The sequence below is a fragment of the Streptomyces lunaelactis genome, from assembly GCF_003054555.1.
GTDB classification, from domain to species: Bacteria; Actinomycetota; Actinomycetes; order Streptomycetales; family Streptomycetaceae; genus Streptomyces; species Streptomyces lunaelactis.
On the sequence record NZ_CP026304.1, the window covers coordinates 3,962,623 to 3,983,844 of the forward strand.

Sequence of the window (21,222 nt, forward strand, 5' to 3'; positions counted from 1 at the left end):
GCGTGCCTTCCTTGAGTCTCGGGTGGTCAGCCGGCGAGGCCGGCGGCGCGGAACGCGTCCACGCTCGGGCGGATCGTCGCGGTCAGGCCGGTCGTCGGCGCCACCGCGTCGAGCGTCTTGAGCCCGTCGCCGGTGTTGAGGACGACCGTGGTGAGCGACGGGTCCAGCACGCCCGCCTCGATCAGCTTCTTCGTCACGCCGACGGTCACACCACCCGCGGTCTCCGCGAAGATGCCCTCGGTGCGGGCCAGCAGCTTGATCGCGTCGACGACCTGCTCGTCGTTGACGTCCTCGACCGCACCGCCCGTGCGGCGCGCGATGTCCAGCACGTACGGGCCGTCGGCCGGGTTGCCGATGGCCAGCGACTTGGCGATGGTGTTCGGCTTCTGGGGGCGTACGACGTCGTGCCCGGCCTTGAAGGCCGTCGACACCGGCGAGCAGCCCTCCGCCTGGGCGCCGAAGATCTTGTACGGCTTGTCCTCGACCAGACCGAGCTTGATCAGCTCCTGCAGACCCTTGTCGATCTTCGTGAGCTGCGAGCCCGAGGCGATCGGGATCACGATCTGGTCGGGCAGCCGCCAGCCGAGCTGCTCGCAGATCTCGTACGCCAGCGTCTTGGAGCCCTCGCCGTAGTACGGGCGGAGGTTGACGTTGACGAAGCCCCAGCCCTCGCCCACCGGGTCGCCGATGAGCTCGGAGCAGAAGCGGTTCACATCGTCGTAGTTGCCCTCGATGCCGACGAGCTCGCCGCCGTACACCGCGGCCATGACGACCTTGCCCTGCTCCAGGTCGTGCGGGATGAACACGCAGGAGCGGAAGCCGGCCCGGGCAGCGGCCGCGCCCACGGCGCCGGCGAGGTTGCCGGTGGAGGAGCACGAGAGCGTCGTGAAGCCGAAGGCGCGCGCGGCCTCCACGGCGATGGCGACGACACGGTCCTTGAAGGAGTGCGTCGGGTTGCCGGAGTCGTCCTTGATGAACAGGCCGCCGGTGACGCCCAGCTCACGGGCGAGATTGTCGGCCTGGACGAGCTTGGTGAAGCCGGGGTTGATGTTCGGCTTCTCGGCCACGTCGGCGGGGACGGGCAGCAGCGGGGCGTACCGCCAGATGTTGTTCGGACCCGCTTCGATCCGCTTCTTCAGCGCCTCGGGGTCGCCGCTCGGCAGGTCGTACGCGACCTCGAGCGGCCCGAAACACAGGGCACAGGCGAAGATCGGGCCGAGTTCGAAACGCTCTCCGCACTCGCGGCACGAGAGCGCCGCGGCGGGACCCAGGTTCACGGGGGTGGTGGTGCTCGAAACAGTCTGCACAGCCATGGTGGCGAGGCCCTTTCTCCTCATCTTCCCCGTGGCGCATTTCGCCACGAGACGGAATTGGCACCTTCCCCACCGTGACCTCGCGGTCGGCGGGAGGGTTGCCGGGACTTCAACGGGCCGTTCCCTCTGTCCCTCTGGATGAGCGCTATTCGGTTATCAGCGTGAGGACCCCCGACATGCGACGGTCATCCGCGTTGTTCAAGACTGTAACCGAAGGCCCGGACGCTTGAGATAGTCGTCCGAACCGCGAGATGGATCACAAGATCCGGATGTCAAGGGAGACGCGCACGTGCTGGAAGAGGTGGAGCGCTGGCTGACCAGGCGTTCCTGGTCCGCGGCCGACCGCCCGCTCGACCGGCTGGTGGCCGCCAAGCGCGGTACGACCATCAGCGTCGTCCTGCCCGCGCTCGACGAGGAGTCGACCGTCGGCGATATCGTCACGGTGATCCGGCGCGAGCTGATGGAGGCCGTGCCCCTCGTCGACGAGCTGGTCGTCGTCGACTCGGGCTCGACCGACCGTACGCCGGAGGTCGCCGCGGCTGCCGGTGCGCGGGTGGTGCACCGGGACGCGATCCTGCCCCGGATACCCGCCGTGCCCGGCAAGGGCGAGGTGCTGTGGCGGTCGCTGATGGTGACGAGCGGCGACATCGTCTGCTTCATCGACGCGGATCTGCGGGAGTTCTCCGCGGACTTCGTCTCCGGGATCGTGGGGCCGCTGCTGACCGAGCCCGACGTGCAGTTCGTCAAAGGCATGTACGACCGGCCGCTGGGACCTGAGTTCGATGCGCTCGCCTCCGGCAGGACGGCGGGTCAGGGGGGACGGGTCACCGAGCTGGTGGCCAGGCCGCTGCTGAATCTGCACTGGCCGCAGCTGGCCGGGTTCGTCCAGCCGCTGGGCGGGGAGTACGCGGCGCGGCGCTCTCTCCTGGAGCGGCTGCCCTTCCCCGTGGGTTACGGAGTGGAGCTGGGGCTGCTCGTCGACGCGCTGCACACGGTGGGCCTGGACGCGCTGGCGCAGGTGGACGTCGGCTCGCGCAAGCACCGCCATCAGGACGAGCAGGCGCTGGGCAGGATGGCCGCCGCCATCTACCGTACGGCCCAACTGCGGCTCTCCCGGGGCCACTTGGTGCGGCCCTCGCTCACCCAGTTCGAGCGGGGCGAGGACGGCTTCGTACCGCGTACGTATGTGGTGGACACGGAGGAGCGGCCGCCGATGCGCGAGATCGGTGAGTACGCGGCGCGTCGCGCGGCATAACCACGCATTCCCGGGCATTTTGCCTAAATTTCGTATGTATGAGCTTGAGACGCGGAACGGGCCTCGGAGCCCTGGCGGTCATCACCGCCGTGACCCTCGTAGCGGCGGCCCCGGCGGGGGCGGAAGCGCGGGCGGAGGCGCAGACCGCGGCCGTCGGCAGCCTCGCCCAGCAGGCCGGTGCCGAAGCGCCGGCCCCAGGGCCGGGACAGGACCCCGCACAGGGCACACCCGGTGAGATGGCCGAGGCCGGTGACAGGACGGAGCGGCTCTGGCTTCTCGCCGGTCTGGCGCTGACGCTGACCGCGGCCGGTGTGATCGCCGTCGTCGCCACCCGCGGGCGGCGCAAGCACTGACCAGCTGACCTGCGCCTCAGCCGTACGCACGTTTGAGGGGTTGTGGGACGGGCTAGGTTTCGGCACATGGTCTCCGAGCAGACAGCCGCCCAGGTCCTCGTCGCGTCCAACCGCGGCCCGGTCTCGTACACGCTGAGCAAGGACGGTTCACTCGACGCCCGTCGCGGCGGGGGCGGGCTGGTCTCCGGCCTGTCGGCCATCGGTTCCGAGGCGGACGCCCTGTGGGTGTGCGCCGCCCTGGGCGACGGCGACCGCGAGGCGGTACGGCGAGGGGTCGGCGAGCCCGGGGTGCTGATGCTCGACATCGACCCGGCCGTCCACTCCGACGCGTACAACGGCATCGCGAACTCCGTGCTCTGGTTCGTCCACCACATGCTCTACCAGACGCCGCTGGAGCCGGTCTTCGACGCGGAGTTCCGCCGGCAGTGGGCCTCCTACGAGACCTACAACCAGGCCTTCGCGGACGCGCTGGCGGCTCATGCCGCCGAAGGCGCCGCGGTCCTCGTGCAGGACTACCACCTGGCGCTGGTGCCCGGCATGCTCCGCGAGCGGCGGCCCGACCTCAGGATCGGGCACTTCTCGCACACCCCATGGGCGCCCGTCGACTACTTCCGGATGCTGCCCGACGACATCGCCGAGCAGCTCCTGCGCGGACTCCTCGGCGCGGACCGGACCTGTTTTCTGACCCGGCGGTGGGCGGATGCGTTCACGGCGTGCTGTGCGGAGGTGCTGGGCGCGGACTCGCTCGCGGGCACCCGGATCGGGGTGCACGGGCTCGGCGCGGACGCGGACTTCCTGCGGGAGCGCGCGCACCGGCCGGATGTGGCCGAGCGCATGGCCGCGCTGCGCGAACAGGTGGGCCCCGGGCGCAAGACCATCGTCCGGGTGGACCGTACGGAACTGTCCAAGAACATCGTCCGCGGGCTGCTGGCCTTCCGCCAGCTCCTCATGGCCCGCCCGGAGTGGCGGGAGCGGGTCGTCCATGTCGCCTTCGCCTACCCCTCCCGGCAGGACCTGGCGGTGTACCGCGACTACACGGCGGAGGTCCAGCGCCTCGCCGACGAGATCAACTCCGCCTACGGGACGGCGACTTGGACCCCGGTCGTCCTCCATGTGAAGGACGACTTCGCCCGCTCGCTGGCCGCGTACCGGCTGGCCGACGTCGCCCTGGTCAACCCGATCCGCGACGGCATGAACCTCGTCGCCAAGGAGATCCCGGTCGTCTCCGACGAGGGCTGCGTGCTGGTGCTCTCGCGGGAGGCGGGGGCGTACGAGGAGCTGGGCGAGGACGCGGTGGTGGTGAATCCGTACGACGTGATGGCCACGGCCGACGCACTCCACGAGGCGCTGACGATGCCGGACGACGAGCGGTCCCGGCACACCAAGCGGCTCGCGGCCGCGGCGACCGCGCTGCCGCCGCAGCAGTGGTTCCTGGAACAGCTACAGGCGCTGCGCCAGGGCTGACAGGAAGCCGACCACCGCGGCAGGGCCCGGCAGCAGCAGATCGGCGCGGTCCGCGAGCTCCGGGACCTCCGCGCTGCCGCTGCACACCAGCAGTCCGGGGACGCCGTCCGAGCGGAGTTTCTCGACGGCGCCGAAGGCGGGCAGATCGCCGAGGTCGTCGCCCGCGTAGAGCACGGCCTGGGCGTCCACTTCGCGTACGTACTCGGCGAGGGCCACGCCCTTGTCCATGCCCGGCGGGCGCAGCTCCAGGACCATACGGCCCGGCTCCACGATCAGGCCGTGCCGGGCGGCGAGCACGGCGAGCGGTCCGCGCAGGGCCTCGAAGGCCGCCTGCGGGTCGGACGCGCGGCGCGTGTGGACCGCGACGGCCTGGCCCTTCTCCTCGATCCAGGTGCCGTGCCAGGCGCCGATGTCGTCCAGGAATCCCGGGAGTTCGGCGCGGGCCGCCGCGACTCCCGGGTGCGGCGCGGGCGTGCGGACGGTGCCGGTGACGGCGTCCCAGCGCTCGGCGCCGTAGTGACCGAGGACCACGAGATGGTCCAGGCCCGGCACTCCGGCGAAGCCGCCGTACCGCACGGCGACACCCGCGGGGCGGCCGGTGACCACGGCGACGGAGGCGACCTTCGGCGCGAGCGCGGCGAGAGCGGGGACGGCGCCGGGGTGGGCGCGGGCCTGCTCGGGGTCGGGCACGATCTCGGCGAGGGTGCCGTCGAAGTCGAGGGCGACGACCGCCTGGTCGGGCCGGGCGAGAAGCGCGGCCAGACCATCACGGCCGGCCGGGGTGGACGGCGTCGGCAAGGGGTGCGCGTACGGAGTGCTGCCCATGCCCCGACCCTATCGGCGACTGCGCCGGTCGTCTCTGACACGGCGCAGCCGGTTGACCGTGACCGGGTCGTGGGCCAGGGCGCGCGCGTCGTCGAGGAGGGCGTTGAGCAGCTGGTAGTAGCGGACCGGGGAGATGCCGAGCTGCTCCCGGACGGCGCGCTCCTTGGCGCCGGGACCCGGCCAGGAGCGGCGCTCCATGGCCAGTACGGCACGGTCCCGCTCGGAGAGCGCATCGTCGTCGGTCATACGATCCAACATATCCGCGAGTGGCCCTCCCCGGTCGGCCTGCCGGGCAGTCCGCCGTGGGGCAGTCCGGCTGTCAGGCATTCCCGCTGTCCAGCCCAGTCTGCTACTCGGTGCAGTCTGCTACTCGGCGCTCTCCGCCGTGGCCGCCGCCCGGCCGATCCGCTCCAGGACGATCGCCGGGCTGCCGCCCGGCTCGACGGCCTTGCCGATGTTCCCCTTGATGTTCTCGCTGACCTTCGCCCACGAGGTCTTGCCGACCGGCGGGAGCTCCGAGGTGGGAAGCGCCCGCAGGAACTCCCTCAGGTCCTTGTGCTTCGGGTCCTTCTCCATCGCCTCGGAGGCGGAGATGGTCGACGGCAGCAGGTCGTTCTGGTCGGCGAAGTCGAGGACGTTCTTGTCGCTGAAGACGAAGTCGAGGAACGTGCCGACCTCGGCGCGGTGGCCGTTCTGCTTGAAGCCCATGATCCAGTCGGCGACGCCCATCGTCGACTTGGCCTTGCCGGCCCTGCCGGGCAGCGCGACCGTGCCGACATCGATGCCCGCCTTCGCGGCGGCCTGCATCAGCGAGGGGTGGCCGTTGAGCATGCCGACCTCACCGCGTGTGAAGGCGGCGAAGGCGTCCTTGCGGTTCAGCTTGCCGGGGGCGACCGGGCCGGTCAGCTCCTTGTCGACGAGATTCGTCTTCAGCCAGTTGAAGGTGCTGATGTTCGTCTTGGAGCCGATCGAGTAGTTGCCGACCGGGTCGACGTACCCTTCTCCGCCGCTGAGCAGCCACATCATGGTCTCGGCCTGGGCCTCTTCGGGACCGAGCGGCAGCGCGAAGGGGTACTTCGCGTCGGTCTGCTCCTTCAGCTTCACCGCGTCGGCCTGGAGGTCGTCCCAGGTCTGCGGAGTGTCCTTGATCCCGGCCTCGTTGAAGAGCTTCTTGTTGTAGAAGAGCAGCCGGGTGGAGGCGACGAAGGGCAGGCCGTACTGGACGCGCTTCTGCTCGCCGGCGTCGACGAGGGGTGCGAGGAAGTTGGACTGCACGGGTATGGAGAGCAGTTGGTCGGCGGTGTAGAGCTTGTCGGCCGCGGCGTAGTCGGCGTACGCGCCGATCTGTGCGACGTCGGGGGCCTTGCCGGCCTTTACCATTTCGGCGACCTTGCGGTCGACGTCGTTCCAGGACTCGATCTGGACGTCGACCTTGATGCCGGGGTTCGTCTTCTCGAACTCGGCTACCAGGTCGGCCCAGTACGCCTTGCTGCTCTCGCCGCCGGCCACGTCGTAGTCGGCCGCGACCAACTTGAGAGTCACGTCGCCGGAACCGCTGGAGGTGCCACAGCCCGCGAGTGCCGCTGTCATTCCCAGTGCGGCGACTGCCGCGGTCAGACCCAAGAAGCGCCGCTGCACAGCGTCCCCACCCTCTGCTGTTGGTTGCCCGTCTTGTCCCAGACGGTCCCCCGCGACTTCCTGAGAAGCTGCGATTTTCCCCCATCCGGGGGTATGAGGTCTACTCCACTGGATATCACTTCCGCAACGTCTGTCCCTGAGCCTGCGGGCATTGCCCGGGCGCGCCACGGCCTGCTAAGCACGTCCCCGGCACGAAGTGGCCGGTGCCGGTCCCGAGTTACGCGAAACGTCGCTAGGAGCCTTCCCGCATGTCCCGTACCGCAGCAGAGATTGCCACCCAGCCCGCGTGCTGGCGACGAGCCGCCGAGGCCGCCGCCCTCTTCGAGGGGTTGCCGGAGCCGGGTGAGCGCGTCGCCGTCACCGGGTGCGGGACGTCGTGGTTCATGGCGATCGCGTACGCCGCGCTGCGGGAGGCGGCGGGACACGGTGAGACGGACGCGTTCGCCTCGTCCGAGTTCCCGTCGGGCCGTTCCTACGACCGCGTCGTCGCGATCACGCGCTCGGGGACGACGACGGAGGTGCTGGAGCTGCTGTCCGCCCTCCGCGGCAAGGTCCCGACGCTGGCCCTGACCGCGGACCCCAAGACGCCCGTCATGGACGCGGCGGACGCGGTGGCGGTGCTGGACTGGGCGGACGAGGAGTCGGTCGTCCAGACGCGTTTCGCGACGACCGCGCTTGCCTTCCTGCGGGCCGGTCTGGGTGACATCCCCGGCGTGAAGCCGGTCGCCGAGGCGGCGGTCGACGCGGAGCTGGCGATCACGGAGCCGCTGCCGGAGGCGGTGGTGGGGGCGGAGCAGTGGACGTTCCTGGGCCGCGGCTGGACGTACGGTCTCGCGTTGGAGGCGGCGCTGAAGATGCGTGAGGCGGCGGGCGCGTGGACGGAGTCGTACCCGGCGATGGAGTACCGCCACGGTCCGATCTCGATCACGGGCCCGGGCCGGGTGGCGTGGGTGTTCGGCACGCTGCCGGAGGGCTTGTCGGTGGACGTGGCGAGGGTGGGCGGCACGCTGGTGGCCCGCCAGGAAGCGGACCCCTTGGCGGACCTGATCCGCGCGCAGCGCCTGGCGGTAACGCTGGCGGAATCCAAGGGCTACGACCCGGACCACCCGCGCAACCTGACGCGCAGCGTGATTTTGTCCTCCTGACGCACTCTCTGGGTACGGGGGCTTGGTGCGGCGCGCTGGGTACGGGGACCTTGGTGCGGCGCACACCGGGTCCTCGTTTTGTATACCCGCGCAACAATCCGTCGTAGTGGACTAGACCTTTCTTGGGTGTACACGCCAGACTGTCCACGTGAGACACGTCATCGCCCTCGATGTGGGCGGCACCGGGATGAAGGCCGCCCTCGTCGGGGTGGACGGGACCCTGCTCCACGAGGCCCGCCGCGCGACCGGGCGGGAGCGCGGGGCCGACGCCGTCGTGGAGTCGATCCTCGACTTCGCCGGCGAGCTCCGCGCGCACGGCACCGAGCACCTCGGCGAGAGCGCCGTCGCCGCCGGTGTCGCCGTCCCCGGCATCGTCGACTCCGAGAACGGCATCGCCGTCTACGCCGCCAACCTCGGCTGGCGCGACGTACCGCTCAGGGCCCGGCTCGCCGAGCGTCTCGGCGGCGTACCCGTCGCGCTCGGACACGACGTCCGCACCGGCGGACTCGCCGAGGGCCGGATCGGGGCAGGACAGGGCGCCGACCGTTTCCTGTTCGTGCCGCTCGGCACCGGGATCGCCGGGGCCATCGGCATCGCGGGGTCCATCGAGGCCGGCGCCCACGGATACGCCGGCGAGATCGGCCATATCGTCGTCCGCCCCGACGGACCCGACTGCGGCTGCGGCCAGCGCGGCTGTCTCGAGACGCTCGCATCCGCCGCGGCGGTGACCCGCGCGTGGGCCGAGGCCGGCGGCGGCCCGGACGCCGACGCCGCCGACTGCGCGAAGGCCGTCGAGTCCGGCGACGAACGCGCCGTACGGGTGTGGCTCGACGCCGTCGACGCGCTCGCCGCCGGACTCGTCACCGCGCTCACCCTGCTGGACCCCGGCACCCTGATCATCGGTGGCGGTCTGGCCGAGGCGGGGGAAACCTTGTTCACACCGCTGCGGGCCGCGGTCGAGGAGCGCGTCACGTTCCAGAAGCTGCCCGCCATCGTCCCGGCGGCCCTCGGGGACACCGCCGGATGCCTCGGCGCGGGACTGCTCGCCTGGGATCTGCTCGCCACCGACACCGACACCGCTACCGACACCGCCACCGACTCGGAGGAAACCGCCTGATGGCCGCAAGCGCCGAAAGCACCGTTCTCGCCGGCGCCCGGGTGGTGCTGCCGACCGGGACCGTGGAGAACGGACGGGTGATCATCGAGGGCGGCAGGATCGCCGGGGCCGCGCCCGACAGCGCCCCCGCCCGCGATCTCTCCGGCCACTGGGTCGTGCCCGGCTTCGTGGACATCCACAACCACGGCGGCGGCGGCGCCTCGTTCACCTCCGGCAGCGTCGAGGACGTGCTCAAGGGCGTACGGACCCACCGCGAGCACGGCACCACCACCCTCGTCGCCTCCACCGTCACCGGCGAGATGGACTTCCTCGCCCACCGGGCGGGCTTCCTCTCGGAGCTCGTCGAGCAGGGCGACCTGGCCGGTATCCACTTCGAGGGCCCGTTCATCTCGCCGTGCCGCAAGGGCGCGCACAGCGAGGAGCTGCTGCGCGACCCCGACCCGGCGGAGGTGCGCAAGCTGATCGACGCGGCGCGCGGTACGGCGCGGATGGTCACCCTCGCCACCGAGCTGCCCGGCGGCATCGACTCCGTACGCCTGCTCGCCGAGCACGGTGTGATCGCCGCGATCGGGCACACGGACGCGACGTACGAGCAGACCGTCGAGGCCATCGACGCGGGCGCGACCGTGGCGACCCACCTCTTCAACGCGATGCCCGCACTCGGCCACCGCGCGCCCGGCCCGATCGCCGCGCTCCTTGAGGACGAGAGGATCACGGTCGAGCTGATCAACGACGGCACCCATCTGCACCCCGCCGCCCTGGAGCTCGCCTTCCACCGCGCGGGCGCGGGCCGGGTCGCCTTCATCACGGACGCGATGGACGCGGCGGGCTTCGGCGACGGCCGCTACCAGCTCGGCCCCCTCGCGGTCGACGTCACGGACGGCGTGGCCCGCCTGGTGGAGGGCGGCTCGATCGCCGGCTCCACGCTCACCCTGGACACCGCCTTCAGGCGCGCGGCCACGATCGACCGGCTGCCGGTGGAGGACGTCGTACGGGCCATCTCGGCCAACCCGGCGAAGCTGCTCGGCGTGTACGACAGGGTCGGCTCGCTGGAGCCGGGCAAGGACGCCGACCTGGTGGTCCTCGACGGGGAGTTCACGCTCAAGGGCGTCATGCGCAAGGGCGAATGGGTGGTTGAGCCCCAAGTGAGGTGATTTCACCTCAAGTTAGAGCAAGGTGCGTCAAGGCGGTTGGCCTGGGGGTCTGGGCCAACCGCCTTCTGTTTGGCATGATCAGGCCCCGTACGAGCACGGCAAGCGCGTTCTGCGGGGGTGTTACGGATGATCCTCACGGTCACGCTGAACACCGCGCTCGACATCACCTACCACGTCCCGGCGCTGACCCCGCACGCCTGCCACCGCGTCGGCGAGGTCCGCGAACGCCCCGGCGGCAAAGGCCTCAACGTCGCCCGCGTACTGGCCGCGCTGGGCCACGAGACCGTCGTCACCGGGTTCGCGGGCGGCGCGACCGGAGCCGTACTGCGGGACCTGCTGGCTCCTCTAGCGCCGCACGACGCACTGCTCCCGATCGCCGGGACCACCCGCCGCACGCTCGCCGTCGTGGACGACGCGAGCGGCGACACCACACAGCTGAACGAGCCGGGCCCCACCGTCTCCCCCGAGGAGTGGGCCGCCTTCCTCTCCTCGTACGGCTCCCTCCTGCGGGACGCCGACGCAGTCGCCCTGTGCGGCAGCCTGCCGCCCGGCATCCACGTGGGCGCGTACGCCGAACTGGTCCGCCGCGCCAGGGCCGCGGACGTCCCCGTACTCCTGGACACCAGCGGCGAACCGCTGCGCCGAGGCATCGCCGCCCGCCCGGACCTGGTCAAACCCAACGCCGACGAGCTCGCCCAGCTCACCGGCTCCCGCGAGCCCCTGCGCGCCACGCGTGACGCCCGCCGCCGCGGGGCGCACACGGTCGTCGCCTCGCTCGGCGCGGACGGGGTGCTCGCGGCGACCCCGGACGGCGTCTGGCAGGCGTCGCCGCCGGCGTCCGTGAAGGGCAACCCGACGGGCGCGGGCGACTCGGCGGTGGCGGGACTGCTGTCGGGGCTCGTGGAGCAACTCCCGTGGCCGGACCGCCTGTCGCGGGCCGTGGCGCTGTCGGCGGCGACCGTACTGGCCCCGGCGGCGGGCGAGTTCGACGCCGAGGCGTACGAGGACCTGCTGCCGCGCATAGCGGTGACGGAGCGGGCGGCCGCGGCGTGAGCCCGCGAACGGCCGCGGCCACGATCAATCGGGCCCAGCCGCCCGGGAATTGGGTTGAGCATGCCACTCGTCAGCACCGGTGAACTCGTCTCGGCCGCCGTGGCCGAGGGACGCGGTGTCGCCGCCTTCAACGTCATCACCCTGGAGCACGCGGAGGCGATCGCGGCCGGGGCGGAACAGGCGGGCGCGCCCGCGATCCTGCAGATATCCGAGAACGCGGTGACGTTCCACGGCGGCAGGCTCTCCGCGGTCGCGGCCGCCGCGGCCGCCGTCGCCCGCGCCTCGTCCGCGCGCCTCTCCCTCCACCTCGACCATGTCGTCTCGGCGGACCTGCTGCGGGCGGCCGACGGCGAGGGCTTCAGCTCGGTGATGTTCGACGCCTCGAAGCTGCCGTACGACGAGAACGTCAAGGCCACGGCGGACGCGGTGCGTTGGGGCCACGAACGCGGCATCTGGATCGAGGCGGAACTCGGCAAGGTCGGCGGCAAGGAGGGCGAGGCCCCGCTCGACGCCCACACCCCCGGCGTCCGCACGGACCCCTCCGAGGCGGCGGCCTACGTCGCCGCCACGGGCGTGGACGCCCTGGCCGTGGCGGTCGGCTCCTCCCACGCGATGACCGAGCGCACGGCGGCCCTCGACCACACCCTGATCTCAGCCTTGCGCGCCACGGTCCCGGTCCCGCTGGTCCTGCACGGCTCGTCCGGCGTGCCCGACGCGGAAGTCCGCAAGGCGGTCACCTCCGGCATGACCAAGATCAACGTCGGCACGGCGCTGAACACGGCGTTCACTGGCGCGGTCCGTACGTTCCTGGACGCCAACCCGCAGGCGGTGGACCCCCGGAAATACCTCGTCCCGGCTCGCACTGCGATGGCCGGGACGGTGGCGGGGTTCCTGGGACTGATGTGACGCCCAGGCCGAGGCCTGGGCTCACCGCTCAGCCCTGCCGGAGAGCTCTAGGCAACGCGGCCCAGGGACACACACCTGTCGGCGACCCAGCGCTTCGTTCCGCCCCAGTTGAGGGGCGTCCAGGTCTTGTACGTCGCAGACTCGCCGGAGCACTTGTACGAACCGCCGTTCACCCGGCCCCCGCATGTGCTGGTCCAGCACATGGCGTAGTCAGGAGTTCCCGTGTTCAACGCGTGAATCCTGACAACCACGGCGGAAGCGGTCGACGTGGATGCACGGACGTTCCAGTCAACACCCGCATAGGCACCCGATATGTCGGCATGGGCTGCCGGGGCCGAGGCAAAGAGCACACAAGAAGCAATGACGCTCGGAATAGTCGCGATTCCGGCCCCCGCTCGTGGTCGATGAGCGGGGGTTCAACTCCCGTAGTACAGAAGCAAGATCATGATGCCTGTGCACCATCCGCGCGGCCCTGATCGCGCTCCCGAACGCTCAGAGCGCCCCGTCGCTGACCTGCAGCCAGTCGAGGAGGGCGTTGCACTGGTTGCCCGCCTCGCACGAGATCTTGATCTCGTTCTCGCCCTTCTTGAGATTCACCGGCGCCCAGGTGGTCTGCCAGTTCTTCTCCAAGTTCGGGTCCGAGGAGTTGATGAAGTTCTTCAGGCCCAGCGGGTTGGTGTTCGCCTTGCCGTTGACGGTCAAGGTGGCGTTGGCGTCCTGCGCCGGGATGGCGTAGCGCACATACAGGCGGTACGACTTCTTCTCGGCGACGTTCGCCTTCCAGGTGACCGACGCGCCCGGAGCGTTGAAGCCGGTGACATACGCGCCACCGGAACCTTCCGCGCCCTTGACGTCCTTCGCGAGCGCGGCCGGCGCACCCAACTGCAGCGTCGCCGCGTCCTGCTTCGGCAGCTCCACCGGCTCGTCCGGCGCCGTCGGCTCCTCGCTCGGCTTCACGCTCTGGCCCGCGGTCGCGCCGCCGTTCCCGCCCGGCTGATTGCCCGCGGTGTCGTCCTTGCCGCCATTCATCAGTGCCACGGTGATGCCGATCACGACGACCGCGACCACCGCGATCGCGGCGATCAGCAGGACCTTGGTGTTGGGGCCGCCGCTGCGGCCGCCGCCGTGACCGCCCGGCTGGGGCGGGACCGGGCGGGTGGGCGCGCCGCCGGGGTACGTCTCGGGTGCCGCGTACTGCGCGGTCGGCTGGCCCTGGCCGTATGCCGGCGGCTGCTGGCCGTACGCCTGCTGCTGCGGGACCTGCTGGCCGTACTGGCGCTCGCCGACCGTCCGCACCTGGTTGTACGAGGTTCTGGGGACCCCGGGCTGCGCTGCGGGACCCGGATAGCCGTAGCCGCGGCCCTGGCCGGGCGGTGTAGCGCCCGCTGCCTGTCCATCCTCGTACAGGTAGCCGAACGGATCGTCGTCCTCGGGCGTGCTCGCGCCGTTGTTCGCGGCCGTCATCCCAGTCACTCCTCACCATGTCGTCAGCACATCGCCGACGCGGGCGAGCCTACCCGGTTCGGAGTAGCCAAATGGGTGGCGTTGGCCTCAGCCCGCCCGCCGGTGCACCTTCGCCCGGGATCGCTTCTCGATGTACATCCGCTGATCGGCAGATTGCAGGACCTCCTCGACGGACATCCCGCAGCTCGCCCAGCCGATTCCGAAGCTGGCCCCGACGCGGACCCCGCGGCCGCCCACCCGGATCGGCAGGATGATCGCGTTCCGCAGGCGTACGGCCAGGTCCGCGGCGTCCGCCGCCGCCAGGCCGTCGGCGAGGACGACGAACTCGTCACCGCCGAGCCTGGCGACCGTGTCCCCGTCCCGTACGCCGGTGGTGAGCCGGCGCGCGACCTCCACCAGCACGGCGTCGCCCGTCTGGTGCCCGAAGCGGTCGTTGATCGACTTGAAACCGTCCAGGTCGCAGAAGAGGACCGCGAGCCCCTTGGTGCCGTCGTCGGTCTCGCCGTCGGGCGCGACCGTGTGCACATGGTGGGTGTAGAGGCCGCCGACCGACTCGCTGCCGAAGCCCTCGCTGCGGAAGATGTGCTCGGTGTCACCACCACCGCCGTCGCTGCCGCCGTACGCCGCGTCCAGCGCCTCGATGGCCGTCTCCCGCGCCGCGTACGGCCGCTCGCACAGCCGGGAACTGAGCCGCGCGCGCAGCTCCGCGCTGTTGGGCAGACCGGTCAGCGAGTCGTGCGAGGCGCGGTGTGCGAGCTGCAGCTCGTGCCGCTTGCGCTCCTCGATGTCCTCGACGTGAGTGAGGAGAAACCGGGGGCCGTCCGCGGTGTCCGCGACGACGGAGTTGCGCAGCGAGACCCAGACGTACGTCCCGTCCCGGCGGCCCAGACGCAGCTCGGCGCGCCCGCCCTCGGCGGACGTACGGAGCAGGGTGCCGACGTCCTCGGGGTGGACCAGGTCGGCGAAGGAGTAGCGGCGCATCGCGGAGGCGGGACGTCCGAGCAGCCGGCACAGCGCGTCATTGGTACGCAGCAGCCGGCCGTGCTGGTCGCCGCCCATCTCGGCGATGGCCATGCCGGACGGGGCGTACTCGAAGGCCTGCCGGAAGGACTCCTCGCTGGCGCGCAGGGCCTGCTGCTCGCGCTCGAGGCGGACCAGGGCGCGCTGCATGTTTGCTCGCAGCCGGGCGTTGCTGATCGCAATCGCGGCCTGGGACGCGTACATCTGGAGCGCTTCCTGGCCCCAGGGTCCCGGCCGGCGCCCGTTGCGCGGGCGGTCCACGGAAATCACACCAAGGAGTTCGCGGCCGCCGCCCGACGCGTACATCGGGGCGTACAGGCGGTCCTGCGGGTGCCACTCGTCCTCGAAGCGGGGATCGGGTCCCTCGGTGTGCCACTGCGGCACGTCGTCCTCTATGAGGACCCAGCCCTCGGTGTGCGGAATGAAGCGCAGCTCGCCCCAGGCCTCGCCCATGGAGAGCCGGCGTTCCCAGGAGGGGCGCGAGCCGACCCGTCCGGTGATCAGGGCTTCCGCTGCGGCACTGCCGGCGAACGCGGCGACGACGAGATCACCGTCGGGCCGTACGAGATTGACGCAGGCCAGCTCGTAGCCGAGTCCTGCGACGATGCCGTCGGCGACGGTCTGCAGAGTGTCGGCCAAGCTCCGGGCCGTGTTGAGGTCCGCGACGACCTGGTGCAGCTGCCGCAGGGTCGCAAGACGGACGTAGGGCTCCGACTCGGTCTCCATTGCTCGCTCTCCCCGAGACCTCGACAGCAAACTCCAGGGTTCTCATCAGCGTTCTTGTTGCGGTATCACGGCCACTGAATCACAGCGAGCTGCTCACTCGGTACGCAGGGTCAACAAATACTGCACTCTGTGACTCAAGTCACATCAGATGATGAAAGGTTGGGAGCGCGGGGTGGGAGCTCCATGGCTTTCTTGAACGCAAATTCCGTGTGCCGGTTTTTGCATGTTGTCCCGACCGGTCCTAGGACCTGACTGGTCCCCTGGGCCGATGCGGGCGCCGGACGGCCGAGACTAGCGTTCCTCGTGTGTTGCAGACGACCCCTACTCCCGCCCCTGTTGCCATCCCCCATGCTGAGGGGGTGAGCAACGAGGAGTTCCGCGCGGCTATGTCCCGACTGGCCTCGGGCGTGGTGCTGGTGACCGCGCACGACGCCGACTACGGCCCGCACGGCGAGGACGCCGGCATGACGGCGACCGCGTTCATGTCGGTGTCACTGGACCCGCCCCTGGTACTGGTGAGCCTGCGGAACGGCTCCCGCATGGACGACCTGCTCGCGGAACAGCCGCTGTGGGGCGTCTCGGTGCTCTCGGAGAGCCAGCGGCACATCGCGGGGCGCTTCGCGATGAAGGGGCGGGTCAGCGACCGGCTGCTCTTCGAGGACATCCCGTACACGAGGGGCGAGGTGAGCGGGGCGCTGCTGGTGCGGGGAGCGCTGGCGACGCTGGAGTGCCGTACGGAACAGCGGATCGAGGCGGGGGACCACACGCTGGTGATCGGGCGGGTCCTGACGGCGGGCCTGGAGAGCGCGGACGGCGGCCCCCTGGCGTACTTCAAGGGCCGCTACCGCCGGCTGGGCTGAGCGCGACACATCAGCCTCGCCGGACACAGAGATCCTGCCCCGCCGGCGATTGAGGCGCGGGGTCCGGGGCAGGGGTCCAGGGCAGCGCCCTGGCAGGGGCCCGCCTTACCAGTCCCGCCCCGTCCGCCCCCGCTTCGTCTCCGCCCGCGCTTTCTTCTCCCGCAGCCGCCGCTCATTGATCCCCCGCGGAATCCGCGTCGCCCGCCGCGGCCTCGGCGGCGGCGCCGTCGCCTCCGCGAGCAGCGAAGCCAGCCGCACCGCCGCCGTCTCCCGGTTGCGCCACTGCGAGCGGTGCTCCGACGCCCGTACGGAGATCACGCCCCCGACCAGCCGCCCCGCGAGCCGCTCCAGCGCGCGCTCCTTCCACACCGGCGGCAGCGCCTCCGTTTTCGCGAGGTCGAAGCGGAGCTCCACCTGCGAGTCGCTGGTGTTGACGTGCTGGCCGCCCGGCCCCGACGACCTGGAGAAACGCCACATGAGCTCGGCCTCCGGCAGGGAGACCGAACCGCGAATGCTGTGCTTACCCGGGGGACGACCCCCGGACCCCCGATGGGGCTGGGTCCCGGACATGTGTCCATGGTCCCGTGCCCGCGCCGTTCGCGTCACCCGCTTTTACACACAGCTGTGCGAGTCGCGCCGCAAAGAAAGCAAATACGTATGGAACCTGGCGGTCCCTTGCATGCGTTATGACGTGTGACGGTAGCTTCGGGAGCGCTCGAAGCCCGCACACACGACCACGAAGGGGACTTCCCCATGGCAGTAAGCCTGTCCAAGGGCGGCAACGTCTCGCTCACCAAGGAGGCACCGGGCCTGACCGCCGTCACGGTCGGCCTCGGCTGGGACGTCCGCACCACCACCGGCACCGACTTCGACCTCGACGCCTCCGCGATCGGTGTGAACCCCGGTGGCAAGGTCGCCTCCGACGCCCACTTCGTCTTCTTCAACAACAAGGCGACGCCGGACCAGACCATCGTCCACACCGGTGACAACCGCACCGGCGAGGGCGGCGGGGACGACGAGCAGATCAACGTCAACCTGGCGGGTCTGCCGGCCGACGTCGACAAGATCGTCTTCCCGGTCTCGATCTACGACGCCGTGACCCGCAGCCAGAACTTCGGTCAGGTGCGCAACGCCTACATCCGCATCGTCAACCAGGCCGGCGGCGCTGAGCTCGCGCGCTACGACCTGAGCGAGGACGCCGCCACCGAGACCGCGATGGTCTTCGGCGAGCTCTACCGCAATGGCGCGGAGTGGAAGTTCCGCGCCGTCGGCCAGGGTTACGCCGCGGGCCTGGAGGGCATCGCCCGCGACTTCGGCGTCACCCTCTGACGTAAGCGGCTCTGACGTACGCGTCTCTGACGTACTGAGTACGCAGTCAACAGCAGGAGCCCCCGGCCGCTCGCCGGGGGCTCCTTCCGTACCCCTGTCGCACCTCTGCCGTTGTCACGGCGTCGCCGGCTTGTCCTTCCCGTACAGCCAGGTGTCCCACAGTTCGTCGAGGTCCTTGCCGGACTTCTTCTCGACGTACGCCGTGAAGTCGGCGGTGGACGCGTTGGCGTGGCGGTACGTCTGCGCCCAGCCGTGCAGGATCTCGTAGAAGGTGTCCTCGCCCACCGCCTGCCGGACCTTGTGGAGGACCATCGCGCCGCGGTAGTACACCGGATCTCCAGAGATGTCCGCAGCCGTGGGCGGATCGGCCGGCGCGAACTCCCAGTTGGCCTCGTCGGCGAAGGCTTCGTCGAAGGACTCCTGGGCACGTTTGTCGTCGTAGTCCTCGGCCCAGATCCACTCGGCGTACTGGGCGAAGCCTTCGTTGAGCCACATGTCCTTCCAGGACTTGGGCGACACGGAATTGCCGTACCACTGGTGGGCAATCTCATGAACGAGCGTCGTGACATCGAGCTGGTCCAGGGGGAAGACGGGCTTGGTCTGCGTCTCCAGGGCGTAGCCGACCTCTTTCGTCGGCACGACGATCGCGCCGGTGGAGGAGAGGGGGTATGTGCCGAAGTTCTCCGTCGCCCACTCCATGATCTCGGGGATCTCGGCGAGGACCTCCGCGCTCTCCTCGGCCACCGCCGGGTCCACGGCGGTGAGGACGGGCACGCCGGAGGGCGTACGGGACGGGGTCAGCCGGAAGTCTCCGATGGCGAGTGTGGCGAGGTAGCTCGCCATCGGTTCCTTCGACTTCCAGGCGAAGGTGGTGCGCCCGCCGGTCGTGCGCTCGCTCTTCAACTCGCCGTTGGAGATGGCCTTCAGGCCCTTGGGGACGGTGACCGTGATGTCGTACGTGGCCTTGTCGCCCGGGTGGTTGCTGCCGGGGAACCAGGCCATCGACCCGGCGGGCTGGCCGACCGCGAGCGCGCCGTCCGCGGTCTTCAGCCAGCCTTCCTCCGAATTGTCCCCATCGGTGATCATCTCCGGGTCGCCGGAGTAGCGGACGACCGTGCGGAAGGTCGTGCCCTTGCCGATGTCGCTGTGCGGACGCAGCGTCAGCTCGTCGCCGGCCCGGTTGGCGGCGGCCTTCTTGCCGCCGACGGTCGCGCCCTCGACCGTCATCCCGTGGAGGTCGAGGTTGAAGGCGCTCAGATCCTGGGTGGCCCGGGCGGTGATCTCGGCGGTGCCCTTGAGGCGGCCCGTCTTCGGCTCGTAGTCGAGGGTCAGGGCGTAGTGCTGGACGTCGTATCCGCCGTTGCCGAGCTTCTTGAAGTACGGATCGCGCACGCCCGCGGCTCCCGGCTTGCCGTGCACGCCCGGACCTTCGTCCGTGCAGCCCGCGAGGAGCAGCAGGACGACGGCGGGCGAGAGGGTGCGTACGAGGGTTCGCTGGTCCACGCGCTTGATCCTATGCGGGCGTACGCGCGGGGCCGGTCCGTGGGGCCGCGATGCCCAACGGGAGTACTGCGCAGCCGACTTGCTGCCGCTTGCCGACTACCTGCCCAGCGCCGCGACGCCCGCCTTCGCGAACTGCTCGTCCAGGTCGCCGCTGGGGGCGCCCGCCACGCCGATGCCCGCGATCGGGGCGCCCTTGGACTGCACCGGGGCGCCGCCCGCGAGGAAGAGCGTGCCGGGGATGTCCTTCAGGTTCGGGGCCTGCTCGAGGCGCTTGGCGAGCTCGGAGGTGGGGGCGTTCCAGGAGACGGCGGTGAACGCCTTTCGCTCGGCGGAGGCGTACGACTGCGGGCCCGCGCCGTCGCCGCGCAGGGTGACGATGGTGTTGCCGTTGCGGTCGACGACGGCGACGGTCACGCGCTGGTTCGCCTTCTCGGCGGCGTCCAGAGCGGCCTGCGCGGCCTTGGTGGCGGCCTCGACGGTCAGGTGGGCGGACTGCTGGAGGTTGCGGTCCGAGGCGTCGGCCGTGACCGCGGCGCGTGAGGCGGCAGCCGGGGCTGAGGCGCTCGCGGACACGGCGCCGAAGGTGCCGGCGCCCAGCGCGGCGGCGGCGACGGCTCCGGTCAGGACGCGGGTGCGCAGAGACATCTTCTTCATGGTCGTTGGCTCCTTGGGCTCGGGGCTTCTCTCTCTCGATCCTCGGGTCGGCTCCGGGCCCGGACGGTCGGCGTACCGGCTGCTCCGCGCAGGCATGATGGATGACGGCCGGGTCAGCCGATCGGCTGATGCGGAGGTGGTCCCGCCGGGTCACGATGCAGAAGAAGACCCAGCTCACACGTGATCCAGCAGGAGAGTCCATGTCCCCCGCACCGCCCGCCGCTGCCGACCGGGATCCCGATGCCCGCTGGCTGGTGACGGTGATGAACACCGCCTTTCTGGCCCTCCTCGCCGGATCCCTGCTGCGCTATCTCCTCAAGCACCCGGACAGCCCGCGGCTGCCCTGGGTCGTCGGCCTGAGCATCGCGCTCGCCGGGCTCCAGCTCGCCGGCCACTGGCTGGGGCGCGGGCAGCGGCCGGGCCGCCACGGCCTGGTCGTGCTCGGCTCGGTCGTCGTGTGCTGGGTCGTGATCGTGCTGCTGGCACCGAGCTTCGCCTGGTGCGCCGTACCGCTGATCTACACCGGTCTGCGCTCCCTGCCGACCCGGGCGGCCGTCACCCTCGTCGCGGTGCTCTGCGCGCTGGTCATGATCGCGGAGTGGCGCCTGGCGGACGGGGTGGACCCCCATCTCCTCCTGCTGCCGCCTGCCGTCGCCGTCCTCGCCACCAGCGTCTTCATCTACATGCGGCGGCAGGCCGACCGGCTGCGGGCGACGGTGGACGACCTGATCCGCACCCGCCGCGAACTGGCCGCCACCGAACGGCGCGAGGGCACCCTCGCCGAACGCGAGCGGCTCGCCATGGAGATCCACGACACCCTCGCGCAGAGCCTGTCCAGCCAGCAGATGCTGCTCCAGGCCGCGGACCGCACCTGGGACAGCGACGCGGCGGCCGCCCGCGGCCACGTCCGTACCGCCGAGTCGATCGCCGAGCGCAGCCTCGCCGAGGCCCGGCGCTTCGTGCACGATCTGGCCCCGGCCGGTCTCGCGGAGGGCGGCGGCCTGGCCGAGGCGCTGCGTACGCTCGCCGGGCGCGAGTCCACGGACTCGCTCCAGGTGCGCTTCCACCGGGACGGGACGCCGGTGGAGCTGCCCGACCGGGTCCAGTCGGCGCTGCTGCGGATCGCGCAGGGCGCGCTGGCGAACGTACGGGAGCACTCCGGCGCCGCGAACGCCGCGCTCACCCTCAGCCACCTGGACGACCAGGTGGTGCTGGACGTCGCCGACGACGGCCGCGGCTTCGTGGTGGTGCCGCCGGGCGTACGGGGGGCGTCTGGGACTCCGGGCGTACGCGGGGCGTCCGGGACTCCGGGCGTACGCGGCCACGGACTGCCGGCGATGCGCGCCCGCGTACGGCAGCTGGGCGGCACGCTGACGATCGAGTCGACGCCCGGCGAGGGCGCGGTCCTGTCCGCCGCGATCCCCCTGGGGGACGCGTGACTCC

General features: G+C 71.0%; 20 protein-coding genes and 1 riboswitch. Of the genes, 11 read left to right on the plus strand and 9 right to left on the minus strand.

The annotated features are described in order from the left end of the window. Window positions 1–26 precede the first annotated feature (26 nt). Window positions 27–1,313 carry a threonine synthase gene (gene thrC, locus SLUN_RS17960; protein WP_108149454.1) on the minus strand — a complete coding sequence of 429 codons (1,287 nt, stop codon included), beginning with the start codon at window positions 1,311–1,313 and terminating at the stop codon, window positions 27–29. A 17-nt stretch (window positions 1,314–1,330) separates the two neighbouring features. Continuing rightward, a riboswitch (SAM riboswitch) is annotated at window positions 1,331–1,458 on the minus strand. A gap of 144 nt (window positions 1,459–1,602) precedes the next feature. Between thrC and SLUN_RS17965 the strand changes: the two genes are divergently transcribed. The 3 genes from SLUN_RS17965 (at window position 1,603) to SLUN_RS17975 (ending at window position 4,385) form a co-directional block, all read left to right on the plus strand. Beyond that, the gene (locus SLUN_RS17965) at window positions 1,603–2,568 is read left to right on the plus strand and encodes a glucosyl-3-phosphoglycerate synthase (RefSeq protein ID WP_108149455.1); all 966 of its coding nucleotides are present in this window, start codon (window positions 1,603–1,605) and stop codon (window positions 2,566–2,568) included. A 38-nt stretch (window positions 2,569–2,606) separates the two neighbouring features. Then, window positions 2,607–2,921, plus strand: a complete 315-nt coding sequence (locus SLUN_RS17970) for a hypothetical protein (RefSeq protein ID WP_159100283.1) — start codon at window positions 2,607–2,609, stop codon at window positions 2,919–2,921. Window positions 2,922–2,987: 66 nt separating this feature from the next. Next, entirely contained in the window at window positions 2,988–4,385 is a 1,398-nt protein-coding gene (locus SLUN_RS17975; RefSeq protein ID WP_108149457.1) for an alpha,alpha-trehalose-phosphate synthase (UDP-forming), read from the plus strand. Here SLUN_RS17975 and otsB read toward each other — a convergent pair. The 3 genes from otsB to SLUN_RS17990 all read right to left on the minus strand — a co-directional run bounded on the left by otsB (window position 4,362) and on the right by SLUN_RS17990 (window position 6,848). Continuing rightward, window positions 4,362–5,210 (minus strand): trehalose-phosphatase, encoded by an 849-nt coding sequence (otsB, locus tag SLUN_RS17980; protein ID WP_108149458.1) that lies wholly within the window; start codon window positions 5,208–5,210, stop codon window positions 4,362–4,364. The two genes, SLUN_RS17975 and otsB, sit on opposite strands and share 24 nt — an antisense overlap. A gap of 9 nt (window positions 5,211–5,219) precedes the next feature. Further along, a complete protein-coding gene (locus tag SLUN_RS17985) occupies window positions 5,220–5,468 on the minus strand; it encodes a DUF3263 domain-containing protein (protein WP_108149459.1) in 249 nt (82 codons plus the stop codon). A 108-nt stretch (window positions 5,469–5,576) separates the two neighbouring features. Continuing rightward, window positions 5,577–6,848: an ABC transporter substrate-binding protein gene (locus tag SLUN_RS17990; RefSeq protein ID WP_442759038.1), complete on the minus strand. Its 1,272-nt coding sequence runs from the start codon at window positions 6,846–6,848 to the stop codon at window positions 5,577–5,579. 248 nt (window positions 6,849–7,096) lie between these two features. On the opposite strand from SLUN_RS17990, the gene SLUN_RS17995 reads away from it, so the two are divergent. The 5 genes from SLUN_RS17995 (at window position 7,097) to SLUN_RS18015 (ending at window position 12,223) form a co-directional block, all read left to right on the plus strand. Further along, window positions 7,097–7,993, plus strand: coding sequence for an SIS domain-containing protein (locus tag SLUN_RS17995; protein ID WP_108149460.1), 897 nt, complete (start codon window positions 7,097–7,099; stop codon window positions 7,991–7,993). Between the two features lie 187 nt (window positions 7,994–8,180). Then, a complete protein-coding gene (locus SLUN_RS18000; protein WP_217505763.1) occupies window positions 8,181–9,110 on the plus strand; it encodes an ROK family protein in 930 nt (309 codons plus the stop codon). Beyond that, window positions 9,110–10,264 (plus strand): N-acetylglucosamine-6-phosphate deacetylase, encoded by a 1,155-nt coding sequence (gene nagA, locus SLUN_RS18005; RefSeq protein WP_108149462.1) that lies wholly within the window; start codon window positions 9,110–9,112, stop codon window positions 10,262–10,264. The genes SLUN_RS18000 and nagA overlap by 1 nt, the downstream gene beginning before the upstream one ends. Window positions 10,265–10,390: 126 nt before the next feature. Further along, the gene (locus SLUN_RS18010) at window positions 10,391–11,317 is read left to right on the plus strand and encodes a 1-phosphofructokinase family hexose kinase (protein WP_108149463.1); all 927 of its coding nucleotides are present in this window, start codon (window positions 10,391–10,393) and stop codon (window positions 11,315–11,317) included. Between the two features lie 60 nt (window positions 11,318–11,377). Continuing rightward, window positions 11,378–12,223, plus strand: a complete 846-nt coding sequence (locus SLUN_RS18015) for a class II fructose-bisphosphate aldolase (RefSeq protein ID WP_108149464.1) — start codon at window positions 11,378–11,380, stop codon at window positions 12,221–12,223. 492 nt (window positions 12,224–12,715) lie between these two features. On the opposite strand, the gene SLUN_RS18020 is transcribed toward SLUN_RS18015, so the two are convergent. Together SLUN_RS18020 and cdgB are read right to left on the minus strand one after the other, a co-directional pair. Further along, window positions 12,716–13,687, minus strand: a complete 972-nt coding sequence (locus tag SLUN_RS18020; protein WP_108149465.1) for a CBM35 domain-containing protein — start codon at window positions 13,685–13,687, stop codon at window positions 12,716–12,718. Between the two features lie 87 nt (window positions 13,688–13,774). After that, a complete protein-coding gene (gene cdgB / locus SLUN_RS18025; RefSeq protein WP_108149466.1) occupies window positions 13,775–15,433 on the minus strand; it encodes a diguanylate cyclase CdgB in 1,659 nt (552 codons plus the stop codon). A 305-nt stretch (window positions 15,434–15,738) separates the two neighbouring features. Between cdgB and SLUN_RS18030 the strand changes: the two genes are divergently transcribed. Further along, window positions 15,739–16,293 carry a flavin reductase family protein gene (locus SLUN_RS18030; protein ID WP_170146585.1) on the plus strand — a complete coding sequence of 185 codons (555 nt, stop codon included), beginning with the start codon at window positions 15,739–15,741 and terminating at the stop codon, window positions 16,291–16,293. Between the two features lie 105 nt (window positions 16,294–16,398). Here the strand turns inward: SLUN_RS18030 and arfB are convergent, their stop codons facing one another. Beyond that, the gene (gene arfB, locus SLUN_RS18035) at window positions 16,399–16,863 is read right to left on the minus strand and encodes an alternative ribosome rescue aminoacyl-tRNA hydrolase ArfB (RefSeq protein ID WP_108149468.1); all 465 of its coding nucleotides are present in this window, start codon (window positions 16,861–16,863) and stop codon (window positions 16,399–16,401) included. A 183-nt stretch (window positions 16,864–17,046) separates the two neighbouring features. Between arfB and SLUN_RS18040 the strand changes: the two genes are divergently transcribed. Beyond that, window positions 17,047–17,622, plus strand: coding sequence for a TerD family protein (locus SLUN_RS18040; protein WP_108149469.1), 576 nt, complete (start codon window positions 17,047–17,049; stop codon window positions 17,620–17,622). A 114-nt stretch (window positions 17,623–17,736) separates the two neighbouring features. Here SLUN_RS18040 and SLUN_RS18045 read toward each other — a convergent pair whose 3' ends face one another. Both SLUN_RS18045 and SLUN_RS18050 read right to left on the minus strand, forming a co-directional pair. Continuing rightward, window positions 17,737–19,125, minus strand: a complete 1,389-nt coding sequence (locus tag SLUN_RS18045) for a M1 family metallopeptidase (RefSeq protein ID WP_108149470.1) — start codon at window positions 19,123–19,125, stop codon at window positions 17,737–17,739. 96 nt (window positions 19,126–19,221) lie between these two features. Continuing rightward, entirely contained in the window at window positions 19,222–19,779 is a 558-nt protein-coding gene (locus SLUN_RS18050) for a GlcG/HbpS family heme-binding protein (protein WP_108149471.1), read from the minus strand. Window positions 19,780–19,979: 200 nt separating this feature from the next. Between SLUN_RS18050 and SLUN_RS18055 the strand changes: the two genes are divergently transcribed. Next, window positions 19,980–21,218: a sensor histidine kinase gene (locus tag SLUN_RS18055; protein WP_254710159.1), complete on the plus strand. Its 1,239-nt coding sequence runs from the start codon at window positions 19,980–19,982 to the stop codon at window positions 21,216–21,218. Window positions 21,219–21,222 lie beyond the last annotated feature (4 nt).